The 21,984-nt window shown below is 70.0% G+C and carries 19 protein-coding genes and 1 pseudogene; 3 read left to right on the plus strand and 17 right to left on the minus strand.

The window, feature by feature from the left end; all coding sequences use genetic code 11:
- Nucleotides 1–73: 73 nt before the first annotated feature.
- From N1028_RS00200 to hrcA, 10 genes are all read right to left on the minus strand, one after another.
- The gene (locus N1028_RS00200) at nt 74–1,750 is read right to left on the minus strand and encodes a ribonuclease J (RefSeq protein ID WP_259524733.1); all 1,677 of its coding nucleotides are present in this window, start codon (nt 1,748–1,750) and stop codon (nt 74–76) included.
- 38 nt (nt 1,751–1,788) lie between these two features.
- Complete coding sequence (gene dapA / locus N1028_RS00205; RefSeq protein WP_259524734.1) at nt 1,789–2,766, minus strand: 4-hydroxy-tetrahydrodipicolinate synthase; 978 nt, start codon at nt 2,764–2,766, stop codon at nt 1,789–1,791.
- 41 nt (nt 2,767–2,807) lie between these two features.
- Entirely contained in the window at nt 2,808–3,710 is a 903-nt protein-coding gene (gene era, locus N1028_RS00210) for a GTPase Era (RefSeq protein ID WP_259524735.1), read from the minus strand.
- A complete protein-coding gene (locus N1028_RS00215) occupies nt 3,707–5,005 on the minus strand; it encodes a hemolysin family protein (RefSeq protein ID WP_259524736.1) in 1,299 nt (432 codons plus the stop codon). The genes era and N1028_RS00215 overlap by 4 nt, the downstream gene beginning before the upstream one ends.
- Nucleotides 5,002–5,469, minus strand: coding sequence for an rRNA maturation RNase YbeY (gene ybeY / locus N1028_RS00220; RefSeq protein WP_259524737.1), 468 nt, complete (start codon nt 5,467–5,469; stop codon nt 5,002–5,004). The genes N1028_RS00215 and ybeY overlap by 4 nt, the downstream gene beginning before the upstream one ends.
- 10 nt (nt 5,470–5,479) lie before the next feature.
- Nucleotides 5,480–6,424 carry a PhoH family protein gene (locus N1028_RS00225; RefSeq protein WP_259525315.1) on the minus strand — a complete coding sequence of 315 codons (945 nt, stop codon included), beginning with the start codon at nt 6,422–6,424 and terminating at the stop codon, nt 5,480–5,482.
- Nucleotides 6,425–6,449: 25 nt separating this feature from the next.
- Nucleotides 6,450–6,812 (minus strand): histidine triad nucleotide-binding protein, encoded by a 363-nt coding sequence (locus N1028_RS00230; protein ID WP_259524738.1) that lies wholly within the window; start codon nt 6,810–6,812, stop codon nt 6,450–6,452.
- Between the two features lie 29 nt (nt 6,813–6,841).
- The gene (locus N1028_RS00235) at nt 6,842–7,594 is read right to left on the minus strand and encodes a 16S rRNA (uracil(1498)-N(3))-methyltransferase (protein WP_259524739.1); all 753 of its coding nucleotides are present in this window, start codon (nt 7,592–7,594) and stop codon (nt 6,842–6,844) included.
- 7 nt (nt 7,595–7,601) lie between these two features.
- Nucleotides 7,602–8,711 carry a molecular chaperone DnaJ gene (dnaJ, locus tag N1028_RS00240; protein WP_259524740.1) on the minus strand — a complete coding sequence of 370 codons (1,110 nt, stop codon included), beginning with the start codon at nt 8,709–8,711 and terminating at the stop codon, nt 7,602–7,604.
- Between the two features lie 72 nt (nt 8,712–8,783).
- A complete protein-coding gene (hrcA, locus tag N1028_RS00245) occupies nt 8,784–9,818 on the minus strand; it encodes a heat-inducible transcriptional repressor HrcA (RefSeq protein WP_259524741.1) in 1,035 nt (344 codons plus the stop codon).
- Between the two features lie 193 nt (nt 9,819–10,011).
- Here hrcA and N1028_RS00250 point away from each other — a divergent pair, with 193 nt between their 5' ends.
- On the plus strand, nt 10,012–10,536 hold the full coding sequence (locus N1028_RS00250; RefSeq protein WP_259524742.1) for a DUF4870 domain-containing protein: 525 nt from the start codon (nt 10,012–10,014) through the stop codon (nt 10,534–10,536).
- 9 nt (nt 10,537–10,545) lie between these two features.
- Here the strand turns inward: N1028_RS00250 and hemW are convergent, their stop codons facing one another.
- From hemW to lepA, 3 genes are read right to left on the minus strand one after another with little or no spacing between them, the layout of a single operon-like run.
- Complete coding sequence (gene hemW / locus N1028_RS00255; RefSeq protein WP_259524743.1) at nt 10,546–11,769, minus strand: radical SAM family heme chaperone HemW; 1,224 nt, start codon at nt 11,767–11,769, stop codon at nt 10,546–10,548.
- 6 nt (nt 11,770–11,775) lie between these two features.
- Nucleotides 11,776–12,438 carry a DUF1990 domain-containing protein gene (locus N1028_RS00260; protein WP_259524744.1) on the minus strand — a complete coding sequence of 221 codons (663 nt, stop codon included), beginning with the start codon at nt 12,436–12,438 and terminating at the stop codon, nt 11,776–11,778.
- A gap of 5 nt (nt 12,439–12,443) precedes the next feature.
- On the minus strand, nt 12,444–14,294 hold the full coding sequence (gene lepA, locus N1028_RS00265) for a translation elongation factor 4 (protein WP_259524745.1): 1,851 nt from the start codon (nt 14,292–14,294) through the stop codon (nt 12,444–12,446).
- A 131-nt stretch (nt 14,295–14,425) separates the two neighbouring features.
- Here lepA and N1028_RS00270 point away from each other — a divergent pair, with 131 nt between their 5' ends.
- Nucleotides 14,426–15,316, plus strand: a complete 891-nt coding sequence (locus N1028_RS00270) for an NAD-dependent epimerase/dehydratase family protein (RefSeq protein WP_259524746.1) — start codon at nt 14,426–14,428, stop codon at nt 15,314–15,316.
- Between the two features lie 120 nt (nt 15,317–15,436).
- Here the strand turns inward: N1028_RS00270 and N1028_RS00275 are convergent, their stop codons facing one another.
- The gene (locus tag N1028_RS00275; RefSeq protein WP_259524747.1) at nt 15,437–16,432 is read right to left on the minus strand and encodes a ketopantoate reductase family protein; all 996 of its coding nucleotides are present in this window, start codon (nt 16,430–16,432) and stop codon (nt 15,437–15,439) included.
- Complete coding sequence (locus N1028_RS00280) at nt 16,429–17,619, minus strand: pyridoxal phosphate-dependent aminotransferase (RefSeq protein ID WP_259524748.1); 1,191 nt, start codon at nt 17,617–17,619, stop codon at nt 16,429–16,431. Before N1028_RS00280 ends, N1028_RS00275 begins: the two co-directional genes overlap by 4 nt.
- A 209-nt stretch (nt 17,620–17,828) precedes the next feature.
- Here N1028_RS00280 and rpsT point away from each other — a divergent pair, with 209 nt between their 5' ends.
- Complete coding sequence (rpsT, locus tag N1028_RS00285; RefSeq protein ID WP_259524749.1) at nt 17,829–18,089, plus strand: 30S ribosomal protein S20; 261 nt, start codon at nt 17,829–17,831, stop codon at nt 18,087–18,089.
- 167 nt (nt 18,090–18,256) lie between these two features.
- On the opposite strand, the gene holA is transcribed toward rpsT, so the two are convergent.
- Together holA and N1028_RS00295 are read right to left on the minus strand one after the other, a co-directional pair.
- Entirely contained in the window at nt 18,257–19,300 is a 1,044-nt protein-coding gene (gene holA / locus N1028_RS00290; protein ID WP_259524750.1) for a DNA polymerase III subunit delta, read from the minus strand.
- A 358-nt stretch (nt 19,301–19,658) separates the two neighbouring features.
- Nucleotides 19,659–21,419 (minus strand): annotated as a pseudogene (locus tag N1028_RS00295) (ComEC/Rec2 family competence protein); the annotation flags it as partial.
- Between the last annotated feature and the right edge of the window lie 565 nt (nt 21,420–21,984).

Raw genomic sequence — 21,984 nt, forward strand, 5'->3', positions numbered from 1 at the left:
AGACGTCACTTTCCACACGAAGATCGAGATCTAGGTGTGGAAAGTGACGTCTCGGCAGAGGGGTGGGGTGGGTTTACGCCTCGATGACCATCGGCACGATCATGGGGCGGCGGCGCAGGCTCGAGTTGACCCAGCGGCCGACCGTGCGGCGCACGACCTGCTGCAGGGCGTGGGAGTCGCGCACGCCGTTCTCGGCCGCCTCGGCGAGGGCGGCGCTGATCTTCGGCTTGACCGCGTCGAAGACCCGGTCGTCCTCTGCGAAGCCCTTGGCGTGGATCTCGGGACCGACGACGATGCGGCCGGTCTGGGCCTCCACCACGACGATGATCGAGATGAAGCCCTCCTCGCCGAGGATGCGGCGATCCTTGAGGTCGGCATCCGTGATCTCGCCCACGCTCGAGCCGTCGACGTAGACGAAGCCGAGGTCGTACTGGCCGACCACCTTCGCGACGCCGTCGCGGAGGTCGATGACCGTGCCGTCCTCCGCGATGATCGTGTTCTCCTCGGGCACGCCGGTCTCGATGGCGAGCTTCTGGTTGGCCACGAGGTGGCGGTACTCGCCGTGCACGGGCAGCACGTTCTTCGGCTTCAGGATGTTGTAGCAGTAGAGCAGCTCGCCCGCGGCCGCGTGGCCGGAGACGTGCACCTTGGCGTTGCCCTTGTGCACGACGTTCGCGCCGAGCTTCGTGAGCCCGTTGATGATGCGGTAGACCGCGTTCTCGTTGCCCGGGATCAGGCTCGAGGCGAGGATGACGGTGTCGCCCTCCCCCACCTCGATCTGGTGCTCGAGGTTCACCATGCGCGACAGCACCGCCATCGGCTCGCCCTGCGACCCGGTGGACATGTAGACGATCTTGTTGTCGGGGATGTCGCCGGCCTTCTTGAAGTCGACGAGCACGCCCGCGGGGACCTTCAGGTAGCCCAGATCCTCGGCGATGGTCATGTTGCGCACCATCGAGCGGCCGAGGAGCGCCACGCGGCGACCGTTGGCGTGTGCGGCGTCGAGCACCTGCTGCACGCGGTGCACGTGGCTCGAGAAGCTCGCCACGACCACGCGGCGGGGGGCCCGGGCGATGACGGCCTCGAGCACCGGTCCGATGTCGCGCTCGGGCGTCGTGAAACCGGGCACATCGGCGTTCGTGGAGTCGACGAGGAACAGGTCGACGCCCTCCTCGCCGAGTCGCGCGAAGGCACGGAGGTCGGTGAGCCGGTTGTCGAGCGGCAGCTGGTCCATCTTGAAGTCGCCGGTGTGCAGCACGGTGCCCGCGGGCGTCGTGATCGCCACGGCGAGGGCATCCGGGATGGAGTGGTTGACGGCCACGAACTCGCACTCGAACGGGCCGAGATCCTCGATGTCGCCCTCGGTCACGTCGAGCGTGTACGGCTTGATGCGGTGCTCCTTGAGCTTCGCCTCGACGAGCGCGAGCGTGAGCGCCGAACCGATCAGCGGGATGTCCTCGCGCAGCTTCAGGAGATACGGGACCGCGCCGATGTGGTCTTCGTGGCCGTGCGTGAGCACGATCCCCACGATGTCCTGCAGGCGGTCGCGCACGATGCTGAAGTCGGGCAGGATCAGGTCGACGCCGGGCTGGTGCTCCTCGGGGAACAGCACCCCGCAGTCGACGACGAGGAGCTTGCCCTCGTACTCGAACACGGTCATGTTGCGGCCGATCTCGCCGAGTCCGCCCACGGGGACGACTCGGAGTGTGCCGGGCTGAAGCGGCGGCGGATCTGCAATGGGGCTCTGCATGGGCCCTCCTCTCAGCGGGGGTAGCCCGCTTCTTTCACTCAGCGGGTCGTGCCCGCTACTTTCGGCAGTGCACCGCCGGCGGCCGCGTTGCGGTCGGGGCGGAAGTTCTTGAAGTCGAGGCCCGGGATGTCCTTGACGAGGTCGATCTCGTTCTCGATCTGGGCGGCCTCCCACTCCTCGGGGCCCACGAGGGGCAGCCGCACGCGCGGGCTGCCGATGCGGCCGAGGCCGTGCAGGATGTACTTGGCCGCGACCGTGCCTGGCACATGGGTCATGACGGCCCGGACGAGCGGCTCGAGCGACCGGTGGGCGGCGGTGGCGGTGGCGAGGTCGCCCGCGTTGACCGCGTCGACGATCACCCGGTACGACGCCGGCGCGATATTGGCGGTGACACCGATGAGGCCCACGGCGCCGATGGCGAGGTGCGGCAGCACGTTGGCGTCGTCGCCCGAGAAGTAGAGCAGGTCGGTCTGGTTGAGCACCCGGCTGACCTCGCTGAAGTCGCCCTTGGCGTCTTTCACACCGAGGATGTTGGGGTGCTTCGCGAGGCGCAGCAGCGTCTCGTACTTGATCGGCACACCGGTGCGGCCCGGGATGTCGTAGAGGATCACCGGCAGGTCTGTCGCGTCGGCGATCATCCGGAAGTGCGTGAGGATGCCCGCCTGGGTGGGCTTGTTGTAGTAGGGCGTGACGACGAGGTTGCCGTCGGCACCCGCCTTCTCGCTCTGGCGCGCGAGCTGCATGGCGTGCGCCGTTTCGTTCGATCCGCCGCCCGTGATGATCTTCGCGCGCCCCGCCGCGACGTCTTTCCCCACCTCGACGAGCCGGATCTTCTCCGGGTCGGTGAGGGTGGAGGTCTCGCCCGTCGTGCCCGTGACGACGATGCCGTCGGCTCCGTGGGAGACGAGGTCGTCGATGAGCTTCTCGGCGGCGGGCCAGTCGACCTCGCCCTCGGCGGTGAACGGGGTGACCATGGCGACCAGGACCTGGCCGAACGGGTTCGCTGCGGTAGACACGGCTCTAGGCTATCGCCTCAGGTTAACGGGAGCCGACGCGCTCAGAAGCCCAGCCGTCCGAGCAGCTTCGGGTCGCGCTGCCAGTCCTTCGCGACCTTCACCCGGATGTTGAGGTAGACCTGCCGCCCGAGCAGCGGCTCGATCTGGGCGCGGGCCCGCGATCCGACCTCGCCGAGTCTGGCGCCCTTCGGGCCGATGATGATGCCCTTCTGGCTGTCGCGCTCCACGAAGAGGTTGGCGAAGATCTCGACGAGATCCTTGTCGTCGCGCTCTCGCATGTCGTCGATCGTCACGGCGATGGAGTGCGGCAGCTCGTCGCGCACGCCCTCGAGCGCGGCTTCGCGGATGAGCTCGGAGATGCGCGACTCGAGCCCCTCGTCGGTGTACTGGTCGTCGGGGTAGAGCTTCTCCGACTTCGGCAACAGCCGGATGAGCTCGCTCGTGAGCACGTCGAGCTGGATGCGGCTGGTCGCCGACACGGGGATCACCGTGTCCCATTCGCGGAGCTCGGAGACGGCCAGCAGCTGCTCACCCACCTGCTGCTTCGACGCCGAGTCGATCTTCGTGACCACCGCGATCTTCTTCGCCCCCGGGTACTGATCGAGCTGGTCGTTGATGTACCGGTCTCCCGGCCCGATCTTCTCGTTAGCCGGCACGCAGAACCCGATCACGTCCACGTCGCCGAGCGTCGTCTGCACGAGCGAGTTGAGCCGCTCACCCAGGAGGGTGCGCGGGCGGTGCATGCCGGGGGTGTCGACGACGATGATCTGGCCCGCCTCGTCGTGCACGATCCCGCGGATGGTCTGCCGGGTGGTCTGCGGCTTCGAGCTCGTGATGGCGACCTTCTCGCCCACGAGCGCGTTCGTGAGCGTCGACTTGCCGACGTTCGGCCGGCCCACGAAGGTCGCGAACCCCGCCCTGAAGTCGTCCTGCTGCTGGTTCATGAGTTCTCCTCGGTAGGTTCGGTCATTCTCGCGGATGCCTCGGGGTCGCGGTGCACGAGAACGGTCGTGATGCGCTTGCGGCGGCCGTCGACGCGGTCGGCGGTGAGCACGAGGCCGGAGGACCGCGCGACCGATCCGGCCACCGCGAGCCGGCCGAGCGACTTCGCCAGGAGGCCGCCCACGGAGTCGACGTCGTCGTCGTCGAGCTCGAGGTCGAAGAGCTCGCCCAGCTCGTCCACCGGCAGGCGGGCGCTCACCCGGTAGCCGCCGTCCTCGAGCGGCTCGACCTCCACCACGTCGCGGTCGTACTCGTCGGAGATGTCGCCCACGAGCTCCTCGATGAGGTCCTCGAGCGTCACGAGCCCGGCGATGCCGCCGTATTCGTCGACGACCATCGCGAGGTGGTTCGACTCGGCCTGCATCTGCCGCAGGGTGTCGTCGACCTTCTTCGACTCGGGGATGAACAGCGGCGGCCGGGCGAGCTCGCTCACCGGCATGGTGTCCAGCTGCAGCGGCCGCTCGTAGCTCAGGCGCGCGGCATCCCGGAGGTAGAGCACGCCAGAGATGGCATCGACGTCGTCGTCGACCACGACCGGGATCCGGGAGACGCCCTTGCTGAGGAAGAGCCCGAGTCCGTGACCCACGGTGGCGTCGTCGTCGATCGTGACCATGTCGGTGCGCGGGATCATCACTTCGCGCACGACGGTGTCATTGAACTCGAGGATGGAGTGGATGAGCTCGCGGTCGTCCTCCTCGAGCACGTCGAGCTCCGTGGCCTCGTCGACCATGCTGAGCAGCTGCTCCTCGGAGGAGAAAGCTCCCGTGCGCGGCCGGCCCGGCGTCACACGGTTGCCGATGGCCACGAGAGCGTTGGCGAACGGACCGAGCACCACGCGGGCGACGTGGACAGGGACGGCTCCCGCGCGGACGACGCCCCGCGCGTGCACACGGCCGACGCTGCGGGGGCTCGAACCCACGAGCACGAACGACACCGCGGTCATGACCACCGCGGAGACCACGAGCGCGATCCACAGCTCATCGATCGTGAACGCGAACGAGATCGTGACGAGCACGGCGGCGGTGGTCTCGGAGACGACGCGCACGAAGTTCGCCGCGTTCAGGTGCGCGCCCGGATCGAGGGCGATCGCCGTGAGGGACCGCTTCGCCCGGTAGCGCTCGGAGAGCTCGAGCAGATCGCTCCGGGACAGTGTGAGCAGCGCCGCGTCGACGGCGGCGAAGAGGCCTCCGAATGCCACGAGCACGAAGGCCGCGACGAGGAAGAGGGCTATCGTCATTTCCGGCGGCGGCGCTCGTCCATCGCGAAGCCGACCAGGATGTCGCGCTGGATGCCGAACATCTCGCGCTCCTCCTCGGGCTCGGCGTGGTCGAAGCCGAGCAGGTGCAGGATGCCGTGGGTGGTGAGGAGCAGGATCTCCTCGAGCGTGGAGTGGCCCGCCGCCTCGGCCTGGGTCTCGGCCACCTGCGGACAGACCACGACGTCGCCGAGGAGACCCGCGGGCGTGGGCGACTCCTCGGTGCCCGGCCGGAGCTCGTCCATCGGGAAGCTCAGCACGTCGGTGGGGCCCGGTTCGTCCATCCACTGCACGTGGAGCTGCTCCATGGCCGCCTCGTCGACGAGCACGATCGCGAGCTCGGCATCCGGATGCACGTGCATCTGGTCGAGCGCGTAGCTCGCGAGCCGCAGGAGCGTCGCCTCGTCGACCGGGATGGCGCTCTCGTTGTTGACTTCGATACTCACGCGGCTGCCCTCATCGGTTGTTCTGCTTGGCCTGCTTGGCCATCTGGAGCTGATCGAACTTGGTATAGGCGTCGACGATCTGGCCCACGAGAGTGTGCCGCACCACGTCGGCGCTCGTGAGCTCGGCGAAGTGGATGTCGTCGATCCGGTCGAGGATGCGGGAGACCACCCGCAGTCCGCTCGTGCCGGTGGGCAGGTCGACCTGCGTGATGTCGCCCGTGACCACCATCTTCGAGCCGAAGCCGAGGCGGGTGAGGAACATCTTCATCTGCTCGGGCGTGGTGTTCTGCGCCTCGTCGAGCACGATGAACGAGTTGTTGAGGGTGCGGCCGCGCATGTAGGCGAGCGGCGCGACCTCGATGGTGCCGACGGCGAGCAGCTTGGGCACGATCTCGGGATCCATCATCTCGTTGAGCGCGTCGTAGAGCGGCCGGAGGTAGGGATCGATCTTGTCGGTGAGGGTGCCGGGCAGATAGCCCAGGCGCTCCCCCGCCTCGACGGCCGGGCGCGTGAGGATGATGCGCTCGACCTCCTTGCGCTGCAGCGCCTGCACGGCCTTCGCCATTGCGAGGTAGGTCTTGCCGGTGCCGGCGGGGCCGATCCCGAACACGATCGTGTTCTCGTCGATCGCGTCGACGTACTCCTTCTGGCCCGCGGTCTTCGGGCGCACGCTCTTGCCGCGCGCCGACACGATGGCCTGGCCGAGGAGGTCCGACGGGCTCCTCGTGCCGTCACCCTCGAGGATGCGGGCCGACGAGGTGACTTCGACGGGCGTGAGGTCCTGACCGTTCCGCACCATCAGCAGCAGCTCCTCGACGAGCCGCCTGGCCGAGGCGACCTGGTCGGGATCTCCTGAGAGAGTGATCTCGTTGCCCCGCACGTGCACCTCGACCTGCGGGTGGTTGCGTTCGACGGTGGCGAGCAGCCGGTCCTGCGGGCCGAGCAGGCGGACCATCTCGATGCCGTCGACGTGGAAGGTTTCAGAGTGAGGCAAGTGACGCTTCCTCCAGGCCGCCTGCCAGCACGTGCGCGTGCACGTGGAAGACGGTCTGGCCGGCGTTCTCGCCGGAGTTGAAGATGAGTCGGAAGTCGCCGTCGGCGAGCTCCGTGGCGAGGGACTGGGCCATGGCCACGATCTCGGCCAGAAGAGCGGGGTCGCCGGCGGCGAGCTCCGCCACGTCGCGGTACTGCTCGGTCTTCGGGACGACGAGCACGTGCACGGGAGCCTTGGGAGCGATGTCCTCGAACGCGATCACGCGGTCGGTCTCGGCCACGATGGTGGCCGGGATCTCGCGGGCGATGATGCGCGTGAAGATCGAGGGCGTCTCGGATTCGCTGGACATGCCGTCCATCCTACTTTTGCCGCTCGCCTTCACCACCGCCCGAGCGCCACATTGGCCACGGCGAGCGCGGCGGGACCGGCGGTGGAGGTGCGCAGCACCTCGTCGCCGAGGCGCACGAGCTGCGCGCCGGCCTCGGTGAGCAGCTCGAGCTCGCGCGGCGAGATGCCGCCCTCCGGGCCCACCACGAGAAGGGTGGTGTCGGCACCGGACGCGAGATCGACCGAGCTCAGCCGGTCGGTCGCCGTGGGTTCGAGAACGAGGGTGCGGGTGGGCACCTCGCTGCCCGCGGCGCGGGCGATCAGGGCCTTCGTGTCGACCGGGTCGTCGACCACCGGCACCCACGGGCGGATCGACTGCTTGGCGGCCTCGCGCACGATCGTGGTCCAGCGCTCCACGCCCTTCGCCACCTTCGGACCCGACCAGCGCGACACCGACCGCTCGGCCTGCCACGGCACGATCGCCGACACCCCCAGCTCGGTGGCGGCCTGGATGGCGAGCTCGTCGCGGTCGCCCTTCGCGAGGGCCTGCACGAGCACGAGACGCGGTGTGAGCTCCTCGTGCCACTCGCTCGACTCCACGGCGATCTCGAGCTGCTTCGCCTCGGCCTTCACGACGACGCCGCGGACCATGAGGCCGCGCCCGTCGCCGATCGTCGTGTGCTCGCCCACGCGCATCCGGTTGACCGTGACCGCATGGCGCGCCTCGTCGCCGGAGAGCTCGACCAGGTCGCCGGTCTCGATCGGGATCACGGCGAGGTCGTCGCGCAGGAACAGCGAGCTCATGCGCGGGTCAGACGTTCAGGAAGCGATCGCGGAGCTTGGCGAAGAGCCCCTGCTGGAAGTGCCCGAGCGTGGGCGCCGGGTACTTGTGCGCCTTCGCGAGCTGCTTGACCAGCTCCTTCTGCTTGTGGTCGAGCTTCGTGGGAGTGACCACCTGGATGCCCACGCGGAGGTCTCCTCGGCCGTTGCCGCGGAGGTGCGTGATGCCGCGGCCCTTGACGGTGAGCACCTCGGCGCTCTGCGTGCCTGGCTTGATCTCGAGCTCGATGTCGCCGTCGAGCGCCTGGACCGTGGTGGTCGTGCCGAGCACGGCGTCCCACATCTGCACCTCGAGGGTGCAGAGCAGGTCGTCCTCGTTGCGGGAGAAGACGTCGTGGTGACGCACCTTCATCTCGAGGTAGACGTCGCCCTGCGGTCCGCCCGCGGGGCCGACCTCGCCCTGGCCGGGGAGCTGCAGGCGGAGGCCGGTGTCGACGCCGGCCGGGATGTCGACCGGGATGGTGCGGCGGGCGCGCACGCGGCCCTGGCCCTGGCAGGTGGAGCACGGGTTCGGGATGACGGTGCCGTAGCCGCGGCAGGTGCCGCACGGGGCACTCGTGACGACGTTGCCGAGCAGCGACCGGACGGTGCGCTGGATGGAGCCCGAGCCGCCGCAGATGTCGCACGTGACGGGCGAGGTGCCTGGCTGGCAGCACGAGCCGTTGCAGGTCTCGCAGAGCACGGCCGTGTCGACCTCGAGATCGCGGTGGGTGCCGAAGATGACCTCGCCGAGGTCGACCTCCACGCGCAGCAGGGCGTCCTGCCCCCGCTCCGCCCGCGACTTGGGGCCGCGCGAGCCACCCCCCTGGCCGCCGAAGAACGTCTCGAAGATATCGCCGAAGCCGCCGAAGTTCTGACCGCCCCCGCCGAACCCCTGCTGCGGGCCGCGGTCGTAGTCGCGGCGCTGGCCGGGATCGCTCAGCACGTCGTAGGCGTGGGTGACCTGCTTGAACTTCTCCTGCGCATCCGGGCTCGGATTGACGTCGGGGTGCAGTTCGCGGGCGAGCCTGCGGTAGGCCTTCTTGATCTCCTCGGGTGTCGCTTCGCGGGACACGCCGAGTACGTCGTAGTGGTCAGCCACCAGGGGCTACTCCTTCGTTCGGTGAGGAATTCGGTGAAGAATGCGTGGGGGAAAGGTGAGATCGGGTGACGATCAGCCGGGGCTGCCGGGGTCGCCCAGGGTGCGGGAGAGGTAGCGCGCGACCGCGCGCACCGCGGAGATGTTGCTCGAGTAGTCCATGCGCGTGGGGCCGAGCACGCCGAGCCTCGAGATCGAGGTGCCGACGCCGCGGTAGCCAGAAGCGAGGATGGAGGTCTCGCCGAGGCCGAACGACTCGTTCTCACGGCCGATGGAGACGGTCACGCCCCGCTGGTCGGCCTCCATCTCGCTGAACAGGCGCAGCAGCACCACCTGCTCCTCGACCGCCTCGAGCACGGGGAGGATGCTGCCGTTGAAGTCGTCCTCCGTGCGCACGAGGTTCGCGGCCCCCGCGATGAGCATCTTCTCCTGCCGGTTGGCGGAGAGCTGCTCGAGCAGGATCGCGACGACACGGTCGGTGACGGGCCGCTCGGCGGGCGGGAAGCGCTCGCCGAGGCCGGCGAGCGCCGCGGCGCCCTCGACGACCGTGAGGCTCGAGAGCACCTCGTTGAGGCGGCTGCGGAGCGTTGCGATGAGCGCGTCGTCGAGGTCGGCCGGCACATCGACGACCCTCTGGTCGACGTGGCCCGCATCCGTGATGACGACGGTCATGAGCCGCCGCGTGGTGAGCGCCACGACCTCGACGTGCCGCACCCGCGCCTGGGAGAGCGAGGGGTACTGCACGAGGGCCACCTGATGCGTGAGCTGCGAGAGCAGGCGCACGGTGCGGGCCAGCACGTCGTCGACGTCGACCGAGGAGCCGAGGAAGGTCTCGATGGCGTGGCGCTGGGCCTGGCTGAGCGGGCGCAGATCGGAGAGGTGGTCGACGAAGAGGCGGTAGCCCTTGTCGGTGGGCACGCGGCCCGAGGAGGTGTGGGGAGCGGTGATGAGCTCCTCCTCCTCGAGGAGGGCCATGTCGTTACGGATGGTCGCGGCCGAGACGCCGAAGGAATGCTGCTCGGCGATGCGCTTCGAACCGACGGGCTCCCGGGAGGCGACGTAGTCCTGCACGATCACACGGAGGACTTCGAGACTGCGTTCCGACACCATCTGGAACCCTCCTCCCGATCGCCGACCCGGAGCGGGCTGTTGGCACTCACACATCCGGAGTGCCAATTATATCCCCCATCGGGGGCTTGCGGGTGCGGACACCCGCCGTCGAAATCATTGCCCGCACCGACCCCGAGCGCTATCCTGCCTCTGATGCGAGCCTCCGCTCGCCCGTCTGAAAGGCACAGAGACAATGACTGACCCCAACGCAACGCCGCCGTACGACCCGGCCGCAGGCCAGCCGACGCCTCCTCCCGGCCAGACCCCTCCCCCCGGGTACCAGGCTCCGCCCCCCGGCTACCAGGCTCCCCCGCCCGGCCAGCAGGGCTATCCGCAGCAGCAGGGCGGCTACCAGGGCCCCGTCGCCGCTGCTCCGCTGTCACCGGCCGAAGACAAGCAGTGGGCGATGCTCGGTCAGCTCGGCGGCATCCTGGGCTGGCTCCCGCCGCTGATCATCTGGCTGGTCTTCAAGGATCGCGGCCCCCTGACCAACCAGGAGGCCAAGGAGTCCCTCAACTTCCAGATCACGGTCGCGATCTTCGTGGTGGGCCTCTACATCATCGGCACGCTGCTCTCGATCATCTTCATCGGCTTCCTGTTCTACTTCCTCGCCTGGGCCGTGCAGATCGTGGGCCTCATCTTCGCGATCATCGCGGGCGTGAAGGTCAACGGCGGCGGCACCTACCGCTACTTCTTCAACTTCCGCTTCATCAAGTAGCGCGAAGCACTACGTCAGGCGGCGCACCACGGCGTCGGCGAGCAGACGGCCCTTCAGGGTCAGCTCGACCGCCCCGCGGAGCGCCGCCTTTCCGTCTATCAGGCCCTCGGCGATGAGGCCGGCGATCTCGCGTCGGGCCTCGGGCACGAGCGACTCGGTGCGCAGGGCACCGCGCACCCGGGTGAGCAGGAGCACGCGCTCCAGCTCGCCCGTCTCGCCGTCGATGGTCTCGCGGCCCGCGGCGGGAGACGCGCCCTCGGCGATGCGCTGGGCGTAGGCGGCGGGGTGCTTGACGTTCCACCAGCGCGTGCGGCCCACGTAGCTGTGAGAACCGGGGCCGATCCCCCACCAGTCGTGGCCGACCCAGTACGACAGGTTGTGGCGGGAGGGCCGTCCCGTCTCGCGGTGCGCCCAGTTGCTCACTTCGTACCAGTCGTAGCCCGCGCTCGCGAGCGTCGCATCCGCGAGCTCGTACATGTCGGCCTGCAGATCGTCGGAGGGCTCCGCCACCTGGCCGGAGCGGATCTGCCGGGCCAGCTTCGTGCCGTCCTCCACGATCAGCGCGTAGGCCGAGACGTGATCGGGCTCGTTCTCGAGCACCGCGTCGAGCGAGCGCCGCCAGTCACCGAGCGTCTCGCCCGGGGCGCCGTAGATGAGGTCGAGGCTCACCTGGAGGCCGGCCTCGCGGGCCCAGCGCACGACATCCGGGATGCGCGCGGGGTCGTGGGTGCGCTCGAGCGTGGCGAGCACGCTCGGCACGGCCGACTGCATGCCGAAGCTGACCCGGGTGAAGCCCGCCGCGGCGAGCGTCTGCAGGTAGGCGGCGTCGACCGAGTCGGGGTTGGCCTCGGTGGTGATCTCCGCATCCGGAACGAAGCCCCAGGTGTCACGGGCCGCGCCCAGCATCTGCGCCAGCTGGTGGGCCGGCAGGAGCGTGGGTGTGCCGCCCCCGAAGAAGACCGTGGAGAGCGGGCGCGCGGCCACCCCCGAGGTCTCGAGAACACCGCGGGCGAAGCGCATCTCGGCGATCGCCTCGTCGGCGTAGTCGGACTGCTTGGCGCCGCGCAGCTCAGTGGCCGTGTAGGTGTTGAAGTCGCAGTAGCCGCAGCGCACCCGGCAGAAGGGCACGTGCACGTAGAGGCCGAAGTCGCGGTCGGCCGAGGCCGCCGCACCCGTGGGCGGCAGCAGTCCGTCGGTGGGAGCGGGGTCTCCCAGCGGGAGAGCGGAGGGCACGGGCGCCTACAGTCCCCGCGCGGGCGAGAGCGAGCGGAGGTAGCGGCGCGTGGCGCGCGCCTGCATGAAGCGCAGCACGGGATAGCCCAGCCGGTAGTACCAGGTGCTGGGGCGGGAGAAGGCGCGGATGACGATCCAGACCGAGTCGTCCTGCCGGCGCTCCACCACGAAGCTCTCCTCGCCCGACTCCGGATGCCCGGGCAGGGTCCCGTAGGCGAAGCCGCGGCGGCCGGGCTCCTCGACCAGGTAGACCACGCGAACAGGCGCCTTGACCACGAGGCCGAACGCTTTGATCGAGAGCACGGCGGTGGTGCCGGGCGAGACGAGGGGCGTTCCGTCCTCGCCGTAGGCCTGCTCCGGATGCGTGTCGCGGGGGGCGATCGGATTGCCCACGGAATCGAAGACGAGACCCACGTAGTCGGTCTCGGTGGGGGTGGGCAGCTGGATGTCGCCGACGCTGATCCCGGCGCCGCGCTGCACTCCCCAGGCCATGAGCCTCGCGCTCGCGGCCTCGAAGCGCTCCGCGCCGGAGCCGATCCGTGCGCGCGCCTCCATGGGCCGGAAGCCCTTCGGCGGGAAGTACAGCAGGTCGGCCGCCTGGGTGGCTCCGATGGCGGCGTAGCTGAGAGGTGCGTCGACGGCCTGCCGCGGAGCGGGGAGAGCGCTCACCGCGGTCACTTCTTGTCCTTCTTCTCGACGTCGCCCGAGAGCGCGGCGATGAAGGCCTCCTGGGGCACCTCGACGCGGCCCACCATCTTCATGCGCTTCTTGCCCTCCTTCTGCTTCTCGAGCAGCTTGCGCTTGCGGGAGATGTCGCCGCCGTAGCACTTGGCCAGCACGTCCTTGCGCATGGCGCGGATGGACTCGCGGGCGATGATGCGGGCACCGATGGCGGCCTGGATGGGCACCTCGAACTGCTGGCGCGGGATCAGCTCGCGGAGCCGGCCCGTCATCAGCACGCCGTAGGCGTAGGCCTTCTCGCGGTGCACGATGGCGCTGAACGCATCGACCTGCTCGCCCTGCAACAGGATGTCGACCTTCACGAGGTCGGCCTCCTGCTCGCCGGCGGGCTCGTAGTCGAGGCTCGCGTAGCCCGCGGTCTTCGACTTGAGGCTGTCGAAGAAGTCGAACACGATCTCACCGAGCGGCATCGTGTACTTGATCTCCACCCGGTCCTCGCCGAGGTAGTCCATGCCCTGGAGCGTGCCCCTGCGGCTCTGGCAGAGCTCCATGATGGTGCCCACGTAGTCCTTCGGCGCGAGGATCGCCGCATTGACCACCGGCTCCTTGACGTTGAGGATCTTGCCGCCCGGGAACTCGCTGGGGTTCGTGACCGTGACGGTCTTCTTGTCCTCCGTCGTGACCTCGTAGATCACGCTCGGGGCCGTGGCGATGAGGTCGAGGTTGAACTCGCGCTCGAGCCGCTCGGTGATGATCTCGAGATGCAGGAGGCCGAGGAAGCCGCACCGGAAGCCGAAGCCGAGCGCCACGGAGGTCTCGGGCTCGTAGACGAGCGCCGCGTCGCTCAGCTTGAGCTTGTCGAGGGCCTCGCGGAGCACCGGGTAGTCGCTGCCGTCGATCGGGTAGAGACCCGAGAACACCATCGGCAGCGGCTCGGTGTAACCCGGCAGGGCCTTCGTGGCGGGCTTCGCGGCGGTCGTGACGGTGTCGCCGACCTTCGACTGGCGCACATCCTTCACGCCCGTGATGAGGTAGCCGACCTCGCCGACGCCGAGGCCCTTGCTGGGGGTCGGCTCGGGGGAGCTGACTCCGATCTCGAGGATCTCGTGCGTGGCACGGGTGGACATCATCTGGATGCGCTCGCGCGGGTTGAGGTGCCCGTCGATCATGCGCACGTAGGTGACCACGCCACGGTAGGCGTCGTAGACGGAGTCGAAGATCATGGCGCGGGCCGCGGCATCCGGATCGCCCTTCGGGGCGGGAATGAGCTCGACGACGCGGTCGAGCAGGTCCTCCACGCCGAGGCCCGTCTTGCCGCTGACCCGCAGCACGTCCTCCGGATCGCCGCCGATGAGGCTCGCGAGCTCCTTGGCGTACTTCTCCGGATCGGCCGCAGGCAGGTCGATCTTGTTGAGCACGGGGATGATCGTGAGGTCGTTCTCGAGCGCGAGGTAGAGGTTCGCGAGGGTCTGGGCCTCGATGCCCTGAGCGGCGTCGACGAGCAGGATGGCGCCCTCGCACGCGGCGAGGGAGCGGCTCACCTCGTAGGAGAAGTCGACGTGGCCCGGAGTGTCGATCATGTTGAGGGCGAAGGTGTCGAGGCCTCGCGACCACGGCATGCGCACCGCCTGGCTCTTGATCGTGATGCCGCGCTCGCGCTCGATGTCCATGCGATCGAGGTACTGGGCGCGCATGTCACGGTCGCTCACGACGCCCGTGATGCCGAGCATGCGGTCGGCGAGCGTCGACTTGCCGTGGTCGATGTGCGCGATGATGCAGAAGTTGCGGATGAACGCGGGGTCGGTGGAGGCAGGTTGGAGTGCCTTCAGTGATGTGGGGCTCACGCATTCCTCTGGTGGTGTGTCCGACCGGATCGCCGGACGCCCCATTCTGCCATGTCGCGCAGGGCTGCCGCAGAGACGACTCACAGCGTCACGGGTGGAAGTATCGGGGCCTTGTTCGGTTGAATCCTCCTATGGCCATCTTCCTCACCGGCGCGACCGGTTACATCGGTTCCGCAGTCCTCCGTCAGCTCCGCGGCCAGGGCCGCGACGTCGTCGCCCTCGTGCGCACCGAGGAGAAGGCGCGCGAGGTGGAGGCCGCGGGCGCCACCGCCGTGCTCGGCTCGCTCACCGACCGCGAGATCGTGACGCACCTCGCACTCGAGAGCGACGGCGTCATCCACACCGCCTCCCCCGGTGACGACTCGAGCGCCCCCACCGACGATGCCTTCGTGACCGCGGCGTTCGCCGGTCTCGAGGGCAGCGACAAGCCCTACGTGCACACGGGCGGCATCTGGATCTTCGGATCGGGCGCCGACCTCACGGAGTCGACGCCGTTCGCGCCGCCCGCCCTCACCTCGTGGCGCCCGGTCGTCGAGGCGCGCGTGCAGGGCGCGTCGGGGGTCAAGACCACGATCATCGCGCCGGCCGTCGTGTTCGGGCACGGCGGGGGCATCCCGAACCTCGTGGTCGACGCCGCGCGGGTCGCTGGCTCCGACGGGGAGGCGCTCTCGCTGATCGGGCCGGGCACGCAGCACTGGACGACGGTGTTCGTCGACGACCTCGCGGAGCTCTACCTGCTCGCGTTCGACCTCGCCGACGGCGGCTCGTACTACATCGGCGCGAGCGGGGAGAACCCGACCGTGCGGTCGCTCGGTGAGGCCGCTTCTGCGGCCGCGGGACTCGGCGGGCGCGTGGAGCCGACCTCGGTGGAGGACGTGCACGCCCGGCTCGGCGAGGAGTTCGGCGACGCGCTGCTGCTCGACCAGCAGGCGATCGGATCGGCCGCGCGGATCGACCTCGGGTGGGAGCCGAACGGGCCGACGCTGCTCGAGGAGCTGCGCGCGGGGTCGTACGCGCGCTGAGCGAGTCTCTCGCGACTTGACAGTTCCTGGGCCTGAAGCCGCCGACTTGACACAAGATGTGCCAAGTCGGCGGTTATTCGCGCAACTTCTGTCAAGTGGGGCGGGGGGGGGCGGCGGCGGTCAGCGCAGGACGGCGGCCTCGACCTCGGCGGGGGTGAAGAAGTTGCTCGTGCGCTCGACGCGGTGCACGAGGTCGACGAGCGCGGCATTGACGGGGGCTTCGCGACCTACCGCGGCGGCCGCAGCCACCACGGCGCCGTTCAGGTGGTCGATCTCGGTGAGCTGACCGCGGCGGATGCTCTGGAGGGTCGATCCCGGGTTCGGGACAGACCCCATCCGCTTGCCCATGAGCCGCGGGAGGTACTGCGCCAGGCTGCGAGGCAGGCGGGCCACGGCGCCGAGCAGACGGTCGTCGAGGCCGAGCAGGGACTCGAAGCGCACGCCGGAAGCCCGGGCGATGCGGATCGTCTCCTGCATGCTCGCGGTGAGGATCCGCCTGAGGCGGGGGTCGGCGATCGTCTCCTGCACCGACAGGCCGGTGATCGCGGGGAGGGCGTTGACGTGGTTGACCATGAGCTTCGTCCACTGCGCTCCCGTGAAGTTCTCGGTGACACGGGTGTCGAGGAAGGCGCCGACCGTCCGGACCGTCTCGGCGAAGACATCCGGGGGCGTGGAGTCGAGTCGGCCTAGGTAGGTGGCACCACCCGTGGTGATGGTGATCCGCCCGGGCTCCAGGAACGACGCCGCGTAGAGGGCGAGGGCGCCGATCACCGGTGTGTCCGGGAGGAGGCGGGATGCCTCCTCCGCGCCGCCGAGACCGTTCTGCACGACGACGAGGGGCACGCCCGCCAGGAACGCGGCGTTCTCGGCGAGGGCGGCCGTCGCATCCTGGGCCTTGACGCAGAGGAAGGCGAGTTCGGGCCTCCCGTCGAGGGCGGGGGTGGCGTGGGGGTGGGCAAGGTGGTCGCCCCAGGCGCCCGTGAGGCGGAGGCCCTCGGTGCGGATCGCCCCGAGCTGGGCTCCGCGGGCGGTGACGGCGACGGTGTGGCCCGCGCGGTCGGCGAGTGCTGCGGTGGCACCACCGATGGCGCCGGCTCCGATGACGGCGATCCTCATGAGGCGGGAGCGCCGACGGTCGACGAAGAGACGGTCGACGTGCTCGTCGGTGGTGCCGGGAGGCGGCGGATGCCTTCGAGGAGGTCGTGCTCGGAGGCGGCGACGCAGAGGCGGATCCAGCCCTCCCCCATGCGGCCGAACGCGCTGCCGGGGGCGACCGCGACGCGCTGCTGCAGCAGGAAGCGCTCGGCCCAGCCGGCGACGTCGCCGTCGGCGGCGTGGGAGACGTCGACCCAGAGGTAGAACGCACCGGTGGGCTCGAGGTAGCGGATGCCGCGCTCGTCGAGCAGAGCGGTGGCCGCGGCGAGGTTGGAACGGTAGCGGGCGGCGGCCTCGTCGACGTGGTCCTGGGGGCCGGTGAGGGCGGCCGCCACGGCGCGCTGAGCCGGGGTGTTGATGCAGCTCACCGTCGCCTCCTGCACCGACCGGAGCAGCGGTGCGAAGCCGGGCGGGGTGAGCAGCCAGCCGACGCGGGCGCCTGTGAGCGCGTAGGTCTTCGAGGCGCTGAAGGCGGTGAGCACGCGCTCGTCGTCGCCGAGGCTCGCGAGGCTGATGTGCGGCTGGTCGTAGCTGAAGCGCTCGTAGACCTCGTCGCTCAGCACCCACAGGTCGTGCTCCCGGGCGAAGGCGAGGAGGGCCTCGAGGGTGTCGCGGTCGAAGACGGCGCCGAGCGGGTTCGAGGGCGAGTTCACGACGAGCAGGCGTGTGCGATCGGTCACGAGGCGCTCGAGCTCGTCGAAGTCGGGAGCGAAGGCCGCTTCGGGCCGGAGCGGGTACGGCACCGGGGTCGCGGATGCCAGGTGGGCGTTCATGCCGAACGTCGTGTAGCCGGGGTCGGGCACGAGCACCTCGTCGCCCGGGTCGAGGAGGATCGAGAAGGCGAGCGAGAGCGCCTGGGTGGCGCCGTTCGTGACCCAGACGCGCTCGGTGTCGGTGCGGATGCCGTTGCGCTCGGCGACCGTGCGGACGATCGCCTCCCGGAGTTCGAGGATGCCGCCGTTGGGGGTGTAGCCGGTGTCGTCGGCGAGCCAGGCCTCGGAGGCCCGGCGGAGGATGGCCGGATCGACCGCGACGTCGGGCTCGCCGATGGCCAGGTAGATGACGTCGTCGAGGGCGTGGGCGAGCTCGAAGATGCGGCGGATGCCGGAGGGTGGGACCGAGTCGGTGTGGGAGGCGAGACGGGGCATGGTCCTCACGGTAGTCGCTGCGGCGGGGCGTTTCGGCGTGCGCGGAGACGGTAGGATTGTTCCGTCGCTCAGGAACTGGTAATGTTGCCTGTTGGCTTACGCATCCACGCGATTCAGTTGGGTGCGAACAGCGAGTGGCTCCTTCCGCGGCTCGGCCGCAGCGGAGCATCGCACCGCATTCATCCGAACAGATACAGAGGGTTATTTCCGTGGCAAACATCAAGTCGCAGATCAAGCGCATCGGCACCAACAAGAAGGCTCAGGAGCGCAACAAGGCGGTCAAGAGCGAGCTCAAGACCGCGATCCGCGCCACGCGCGAGGCCGTCGTCGCCGGCGACAAGGACAAGGCTCTGACCTCGCTCCTCGTCGCGAGCAAGAAGCTCGACAAGGCCGCCTCGAAGGGCGTCATCCACAAGAACCAGGCCGCGAACCGCAAGTCGGCGATCGCGAAGCAGGTCTCCGCGATCTGATCGCGCTCACCTCGAAAGGGCTCCGCTTCGGCGGGGCCCTTTTTCTGTGCCCGCGGGCCCGGGAAGTGTCAAGTCACAGGAAGGCCGAGACGTCACTTTTCACGCATCCGGCGCCGTCTTGGTGTGGAAAGTGACGGTTCGGCGAGGGGGGGTGGGGTGGGGCGGGGTTAGAGGGTGCCGCGGGACGAGATGACGCTGATCATGTGCTCGAGCGCGAAGACGGGGTCGCGGCCCGCGCCCTTGACGCTCTCGTCGGTCTCGGCGAGCACCTGGATGCTCCGGCCGAGGCCCTCCCCCGTCCAGCCCGAGAGGTCGCGGCGGGCGCGGTCGACCTGCCAGGGCGCCATGCCGAGCTGGCCCGCCAGCTGGCCGGAGCCCCCACGCGTGCCGAGCACCTTCGCCATGGTGCGGAGCTTCATGGCGAACGCCGCCACGATCGGCACAGGATCGGCACCGGACGCGAGCGCGTGCCGGAGCAGTGCCAGCGCGTCGCCGTAGCTGCCGCCGATGGCGGAGTCGGCCACCGCGAACGCGTTCGTCTCGACGCGGCCGGCGTAGTAGCGCTCGACCGTGACCTCGGTGATCTCCTCGCTCGCATCAGAGATCAGCTGCGCGCAGGCGGAGGAGAGCTCTGCGAGGTCGTCGCTGAACGCCGAGACGAGCGCACGGATGGCACCGGGCGAGACCCGCTTGCCCGCCGCTCGGAACTCCGCCGAGGCGAACTCGTACTTATCGGAGTCGCGCTTGAGCTCGGTGCACACGACCTCTTCTGCGACGCCCGCCGCCGCACGCACGGCTTCGAGCATCTTCTTGCCGCGCACACCTCCGCCGTGCCGGAGCACGACGTAGGTGTCGTCAGCCGGGAGCGCGAGATAGGAGATGACATCCTCGATGAGCGCGTCGGTGCACTTCTCCGCCGAGGCGATGCGGATCATCCGCGGCTCCCCGAAGAGCGAGGGGCTCGCGAGCGAGAGCAGCTCGCCCGGCGCGTAGGATGCCGCGTCGATGTCGCTGATCTCGAGGCTCGGATCCTCCGCCTTCAGCAGATCGCGGAGCTGGCGGATGGCGCGCTCGGCGAGGAACGACTCGGTTCCGCTCACCAGCACGACGGGCGCCGGGCGGATCTGGTTCCACTCCAGCTGGGGGATGCCGACCTTGGCGGACGACTTGGTTGCCGTCTTCGCGGTCGACCTGCCTCGCGCGACCGCCATGCGTTCTCCCTGCCCGATCCGACCGATCCACTCGAACCGGATGCGACGACGTCGGTTCAGCGCACCGTGACGGCTCGAAGACCGGTCGACGCCGATCCCTCGGCTCGCCCTCCAGCCTAGCCGCCACCGCCGACACGACGGCCGCCGTCTGCTCCGCCCTCTCGGTCCAGGCGGTGATGCGGGCCCTGGTGCCCGAGAGGACGATCCGCCCGGCCGTGTCGGTGCGGAGGACCTCGGTGCCCGTGGCGGCCAGGAGGGACAGGATGCGGGGGGTGGGGTGACCATAGCGGTTGCCGGCGCCGACCGAGATGATGCCCACCTGCGCGGAGAGTTCGCGGTAGAGGGCGTCGCTCTGGTCGGCACTGCCGTGGTGGGCGACCTTCACCACGTCGACGGGCCCGAGGGAGGCGGACGAGGCCATCGCGCTCTGGGCCTGCTCCCCCAGGTCGCCGAGGAAGATCATCCGGAGCGGACCCGTGAAGAGCACCGTGACGCTCGCGTCGTTGCCGACGAGCGGCACGGCTCGCGTCTCAGGGGCCGGTGGCCACAGGATGTCGAGCCTGTAGGCGCCGAGGCTGCCCGTGAGACCCCGGAATGCCGGAACGACCTCGGCGCCGCCTTCACGAAGTTGCTCGACCAGGCGTTCATCGGCCGTGCCATCGGTGGGGCCCACGAGCGCGCGGTCGACGCGGCCGAGGACCGCCTGGAGGCCGCCGACGTGATCGAGGTCGTAGTGGGTGAGCACGAGGAGATCGATGCGGTCGATGTCCAGGCGGTCGAGACAGGCCGTGAGCGGCTCGGGGTCGGGGCCCACATCGACGAGGGCTGTGAGGCCCGCGCTCCGCACGAGCACGGCATCACCCTGCCCGATGTCGCACGCCGCGAGCTGCCAGTCGGCAGGGACGGCACCCGAACGACCGATCGCGCCTCCGGCGAGAGAACCCGCGACCACCGCTGCGCACAGGAGCATCCCGATGCCCGCGCCGAACGCCACCCGAGGATTCCTGTGCCGTGCCCGGAGGGCCACCGCGAGGAGGGCGAGCATCAGCACGGCGCCGGCCGCAGCGGTGAGGCTGTCGGGGAGATCGACGGCCGCGAAGGGCAGAGCGGCGAAGAATCGGGCGACGGCGCCGATCCACGCCGAGGGCAGCCACGGGAGCCACGCGGCGACCTCTGCGAGGCCGGGCGCGACCACGGCCAGCACGCAGACGATCAGCCCGAGCACGCTCACGGCCGCGGCAGCGGGCTCGGCGAGGAGGTTGGCGGGCACGGTGTACGGCGTGAGCTGCGGCGTGAGGAGGAACAGGATCGGCTGGCAGGCGAGCTGGGCGGCCACCGGGACGGCGATCGCGACGGCGAGTGCGGGCAGGACGCGCTTCGCGACGAGGGCCGCGAGAGGGCGGGTGAGCAGGAGCAGGCCCGCCGTGGCGAGCACGGAGAGCGCGAAGCCGGCACTCCGGCCGAGCCAGGGGTCGAGCGCGAGGAGCACGACGACGGAGAGGCAGAGCGGCGGGATGCCGGCGGCGGGCCGGCCGAGGGCCAGCGCGATGAGCACGATCACCGCCATGGTGGCCGCTCGGAGCACGCTCGGCTCGGGCGTGACGAGCACCACGAACAGCAGCAGCACCCCCACCGAGACCGCGATGCGCACACGGCGCCTGAGGCCGATGGCCCCGCCCACGAGCATGACGGCCGCCACGACGATGGCGCAGTTGGCGCCCGAGACGGCGGTGAGATGGGTGAGGCCCGTGACGGTCATGGCGTCGCGGAGCTCATCGGTCACGTGGGTGTCGTCGCCGATGGCGAGCCCCGTGAGCAGGTCGGCGCCGTCGCCCGGGAGCCCGGCCGTGGCTTCGCGGAAGGCGTCGCGCATGCCACCGGCCCAAGCGATGGGGACGGGCGGATTGCCGACGGACGTGAGGTCGCCGCGCGCGAAGAACAGGAACTCCCGGGATTGCCCGGGCTGAAGTGACGTGAGCGTGCCGCGCGCTCTGACCCGCGCGCCGATCGGCAACCGAGCGGATGCCTGCGGCTCGACGGTCGCGAACACGAGCGTGGGCGAGCGGGCCGCCACCGCGCGCCCGCCGAACTCGAAGCGCTCGAGAGAGGCCTCCACCATCACGCGGGTGGCCGAGGTCTCAGCGGCGGCGTCGCCCCACGCCGCACCGAAGCCTGGCGCATCGGTCTCGTCGACCGTCCCGGTGACGGTGAACACGGCGGTGCCGACGCGTGGGCCCTGCAGGTCGAGGCCCTCGGGATGGCGGAGGTGCCCGAGCGCGAACGACGACGTGCAGACGACCGCCGCGGCGGCGACCGACAGGGCGAGCGTCGGGATCACGGACTCCCGCACGGACCTCGCACCGCCTCCGCGCGCCAGACGGACGGGTGCCAGACGGACGAGTGCCAGACGGACGGGTGCCAGACGGACGGGTGCCAGACAGACGAGTGCCAGCGCGAGGGCGAGCGCCCACGCGATGACGGCTGCGGCCGCCGTGAGGTCGGGGAAGCCTACGAAGACGAGAGCGCTGAGCCAGGCAGCGACAGCGGGGCCCGCCAGCCGTAGATCCGTCGGCGCCTGCCGCCGTGATGTGCCGACCGCGGGTGTCGGCGTGGCCGCGGGGGCGGGGTTGGGGTTGGGGGCGGGAGCAGGCACGAAGCCGGGCGGTCTCGGGTGCGCGAAGGGC

The sequence above is a fragment of the Herbiconiux oxytropis genome, assembly GCF_024979315.1.
Taxonomy (GTDB): domain Bacteria; phylum Actinomycetota; class Actinomycetes; order Actinomycetales; family Microbacteriaceae; genus Herbiconiux; species Herbiconiux oxytropis.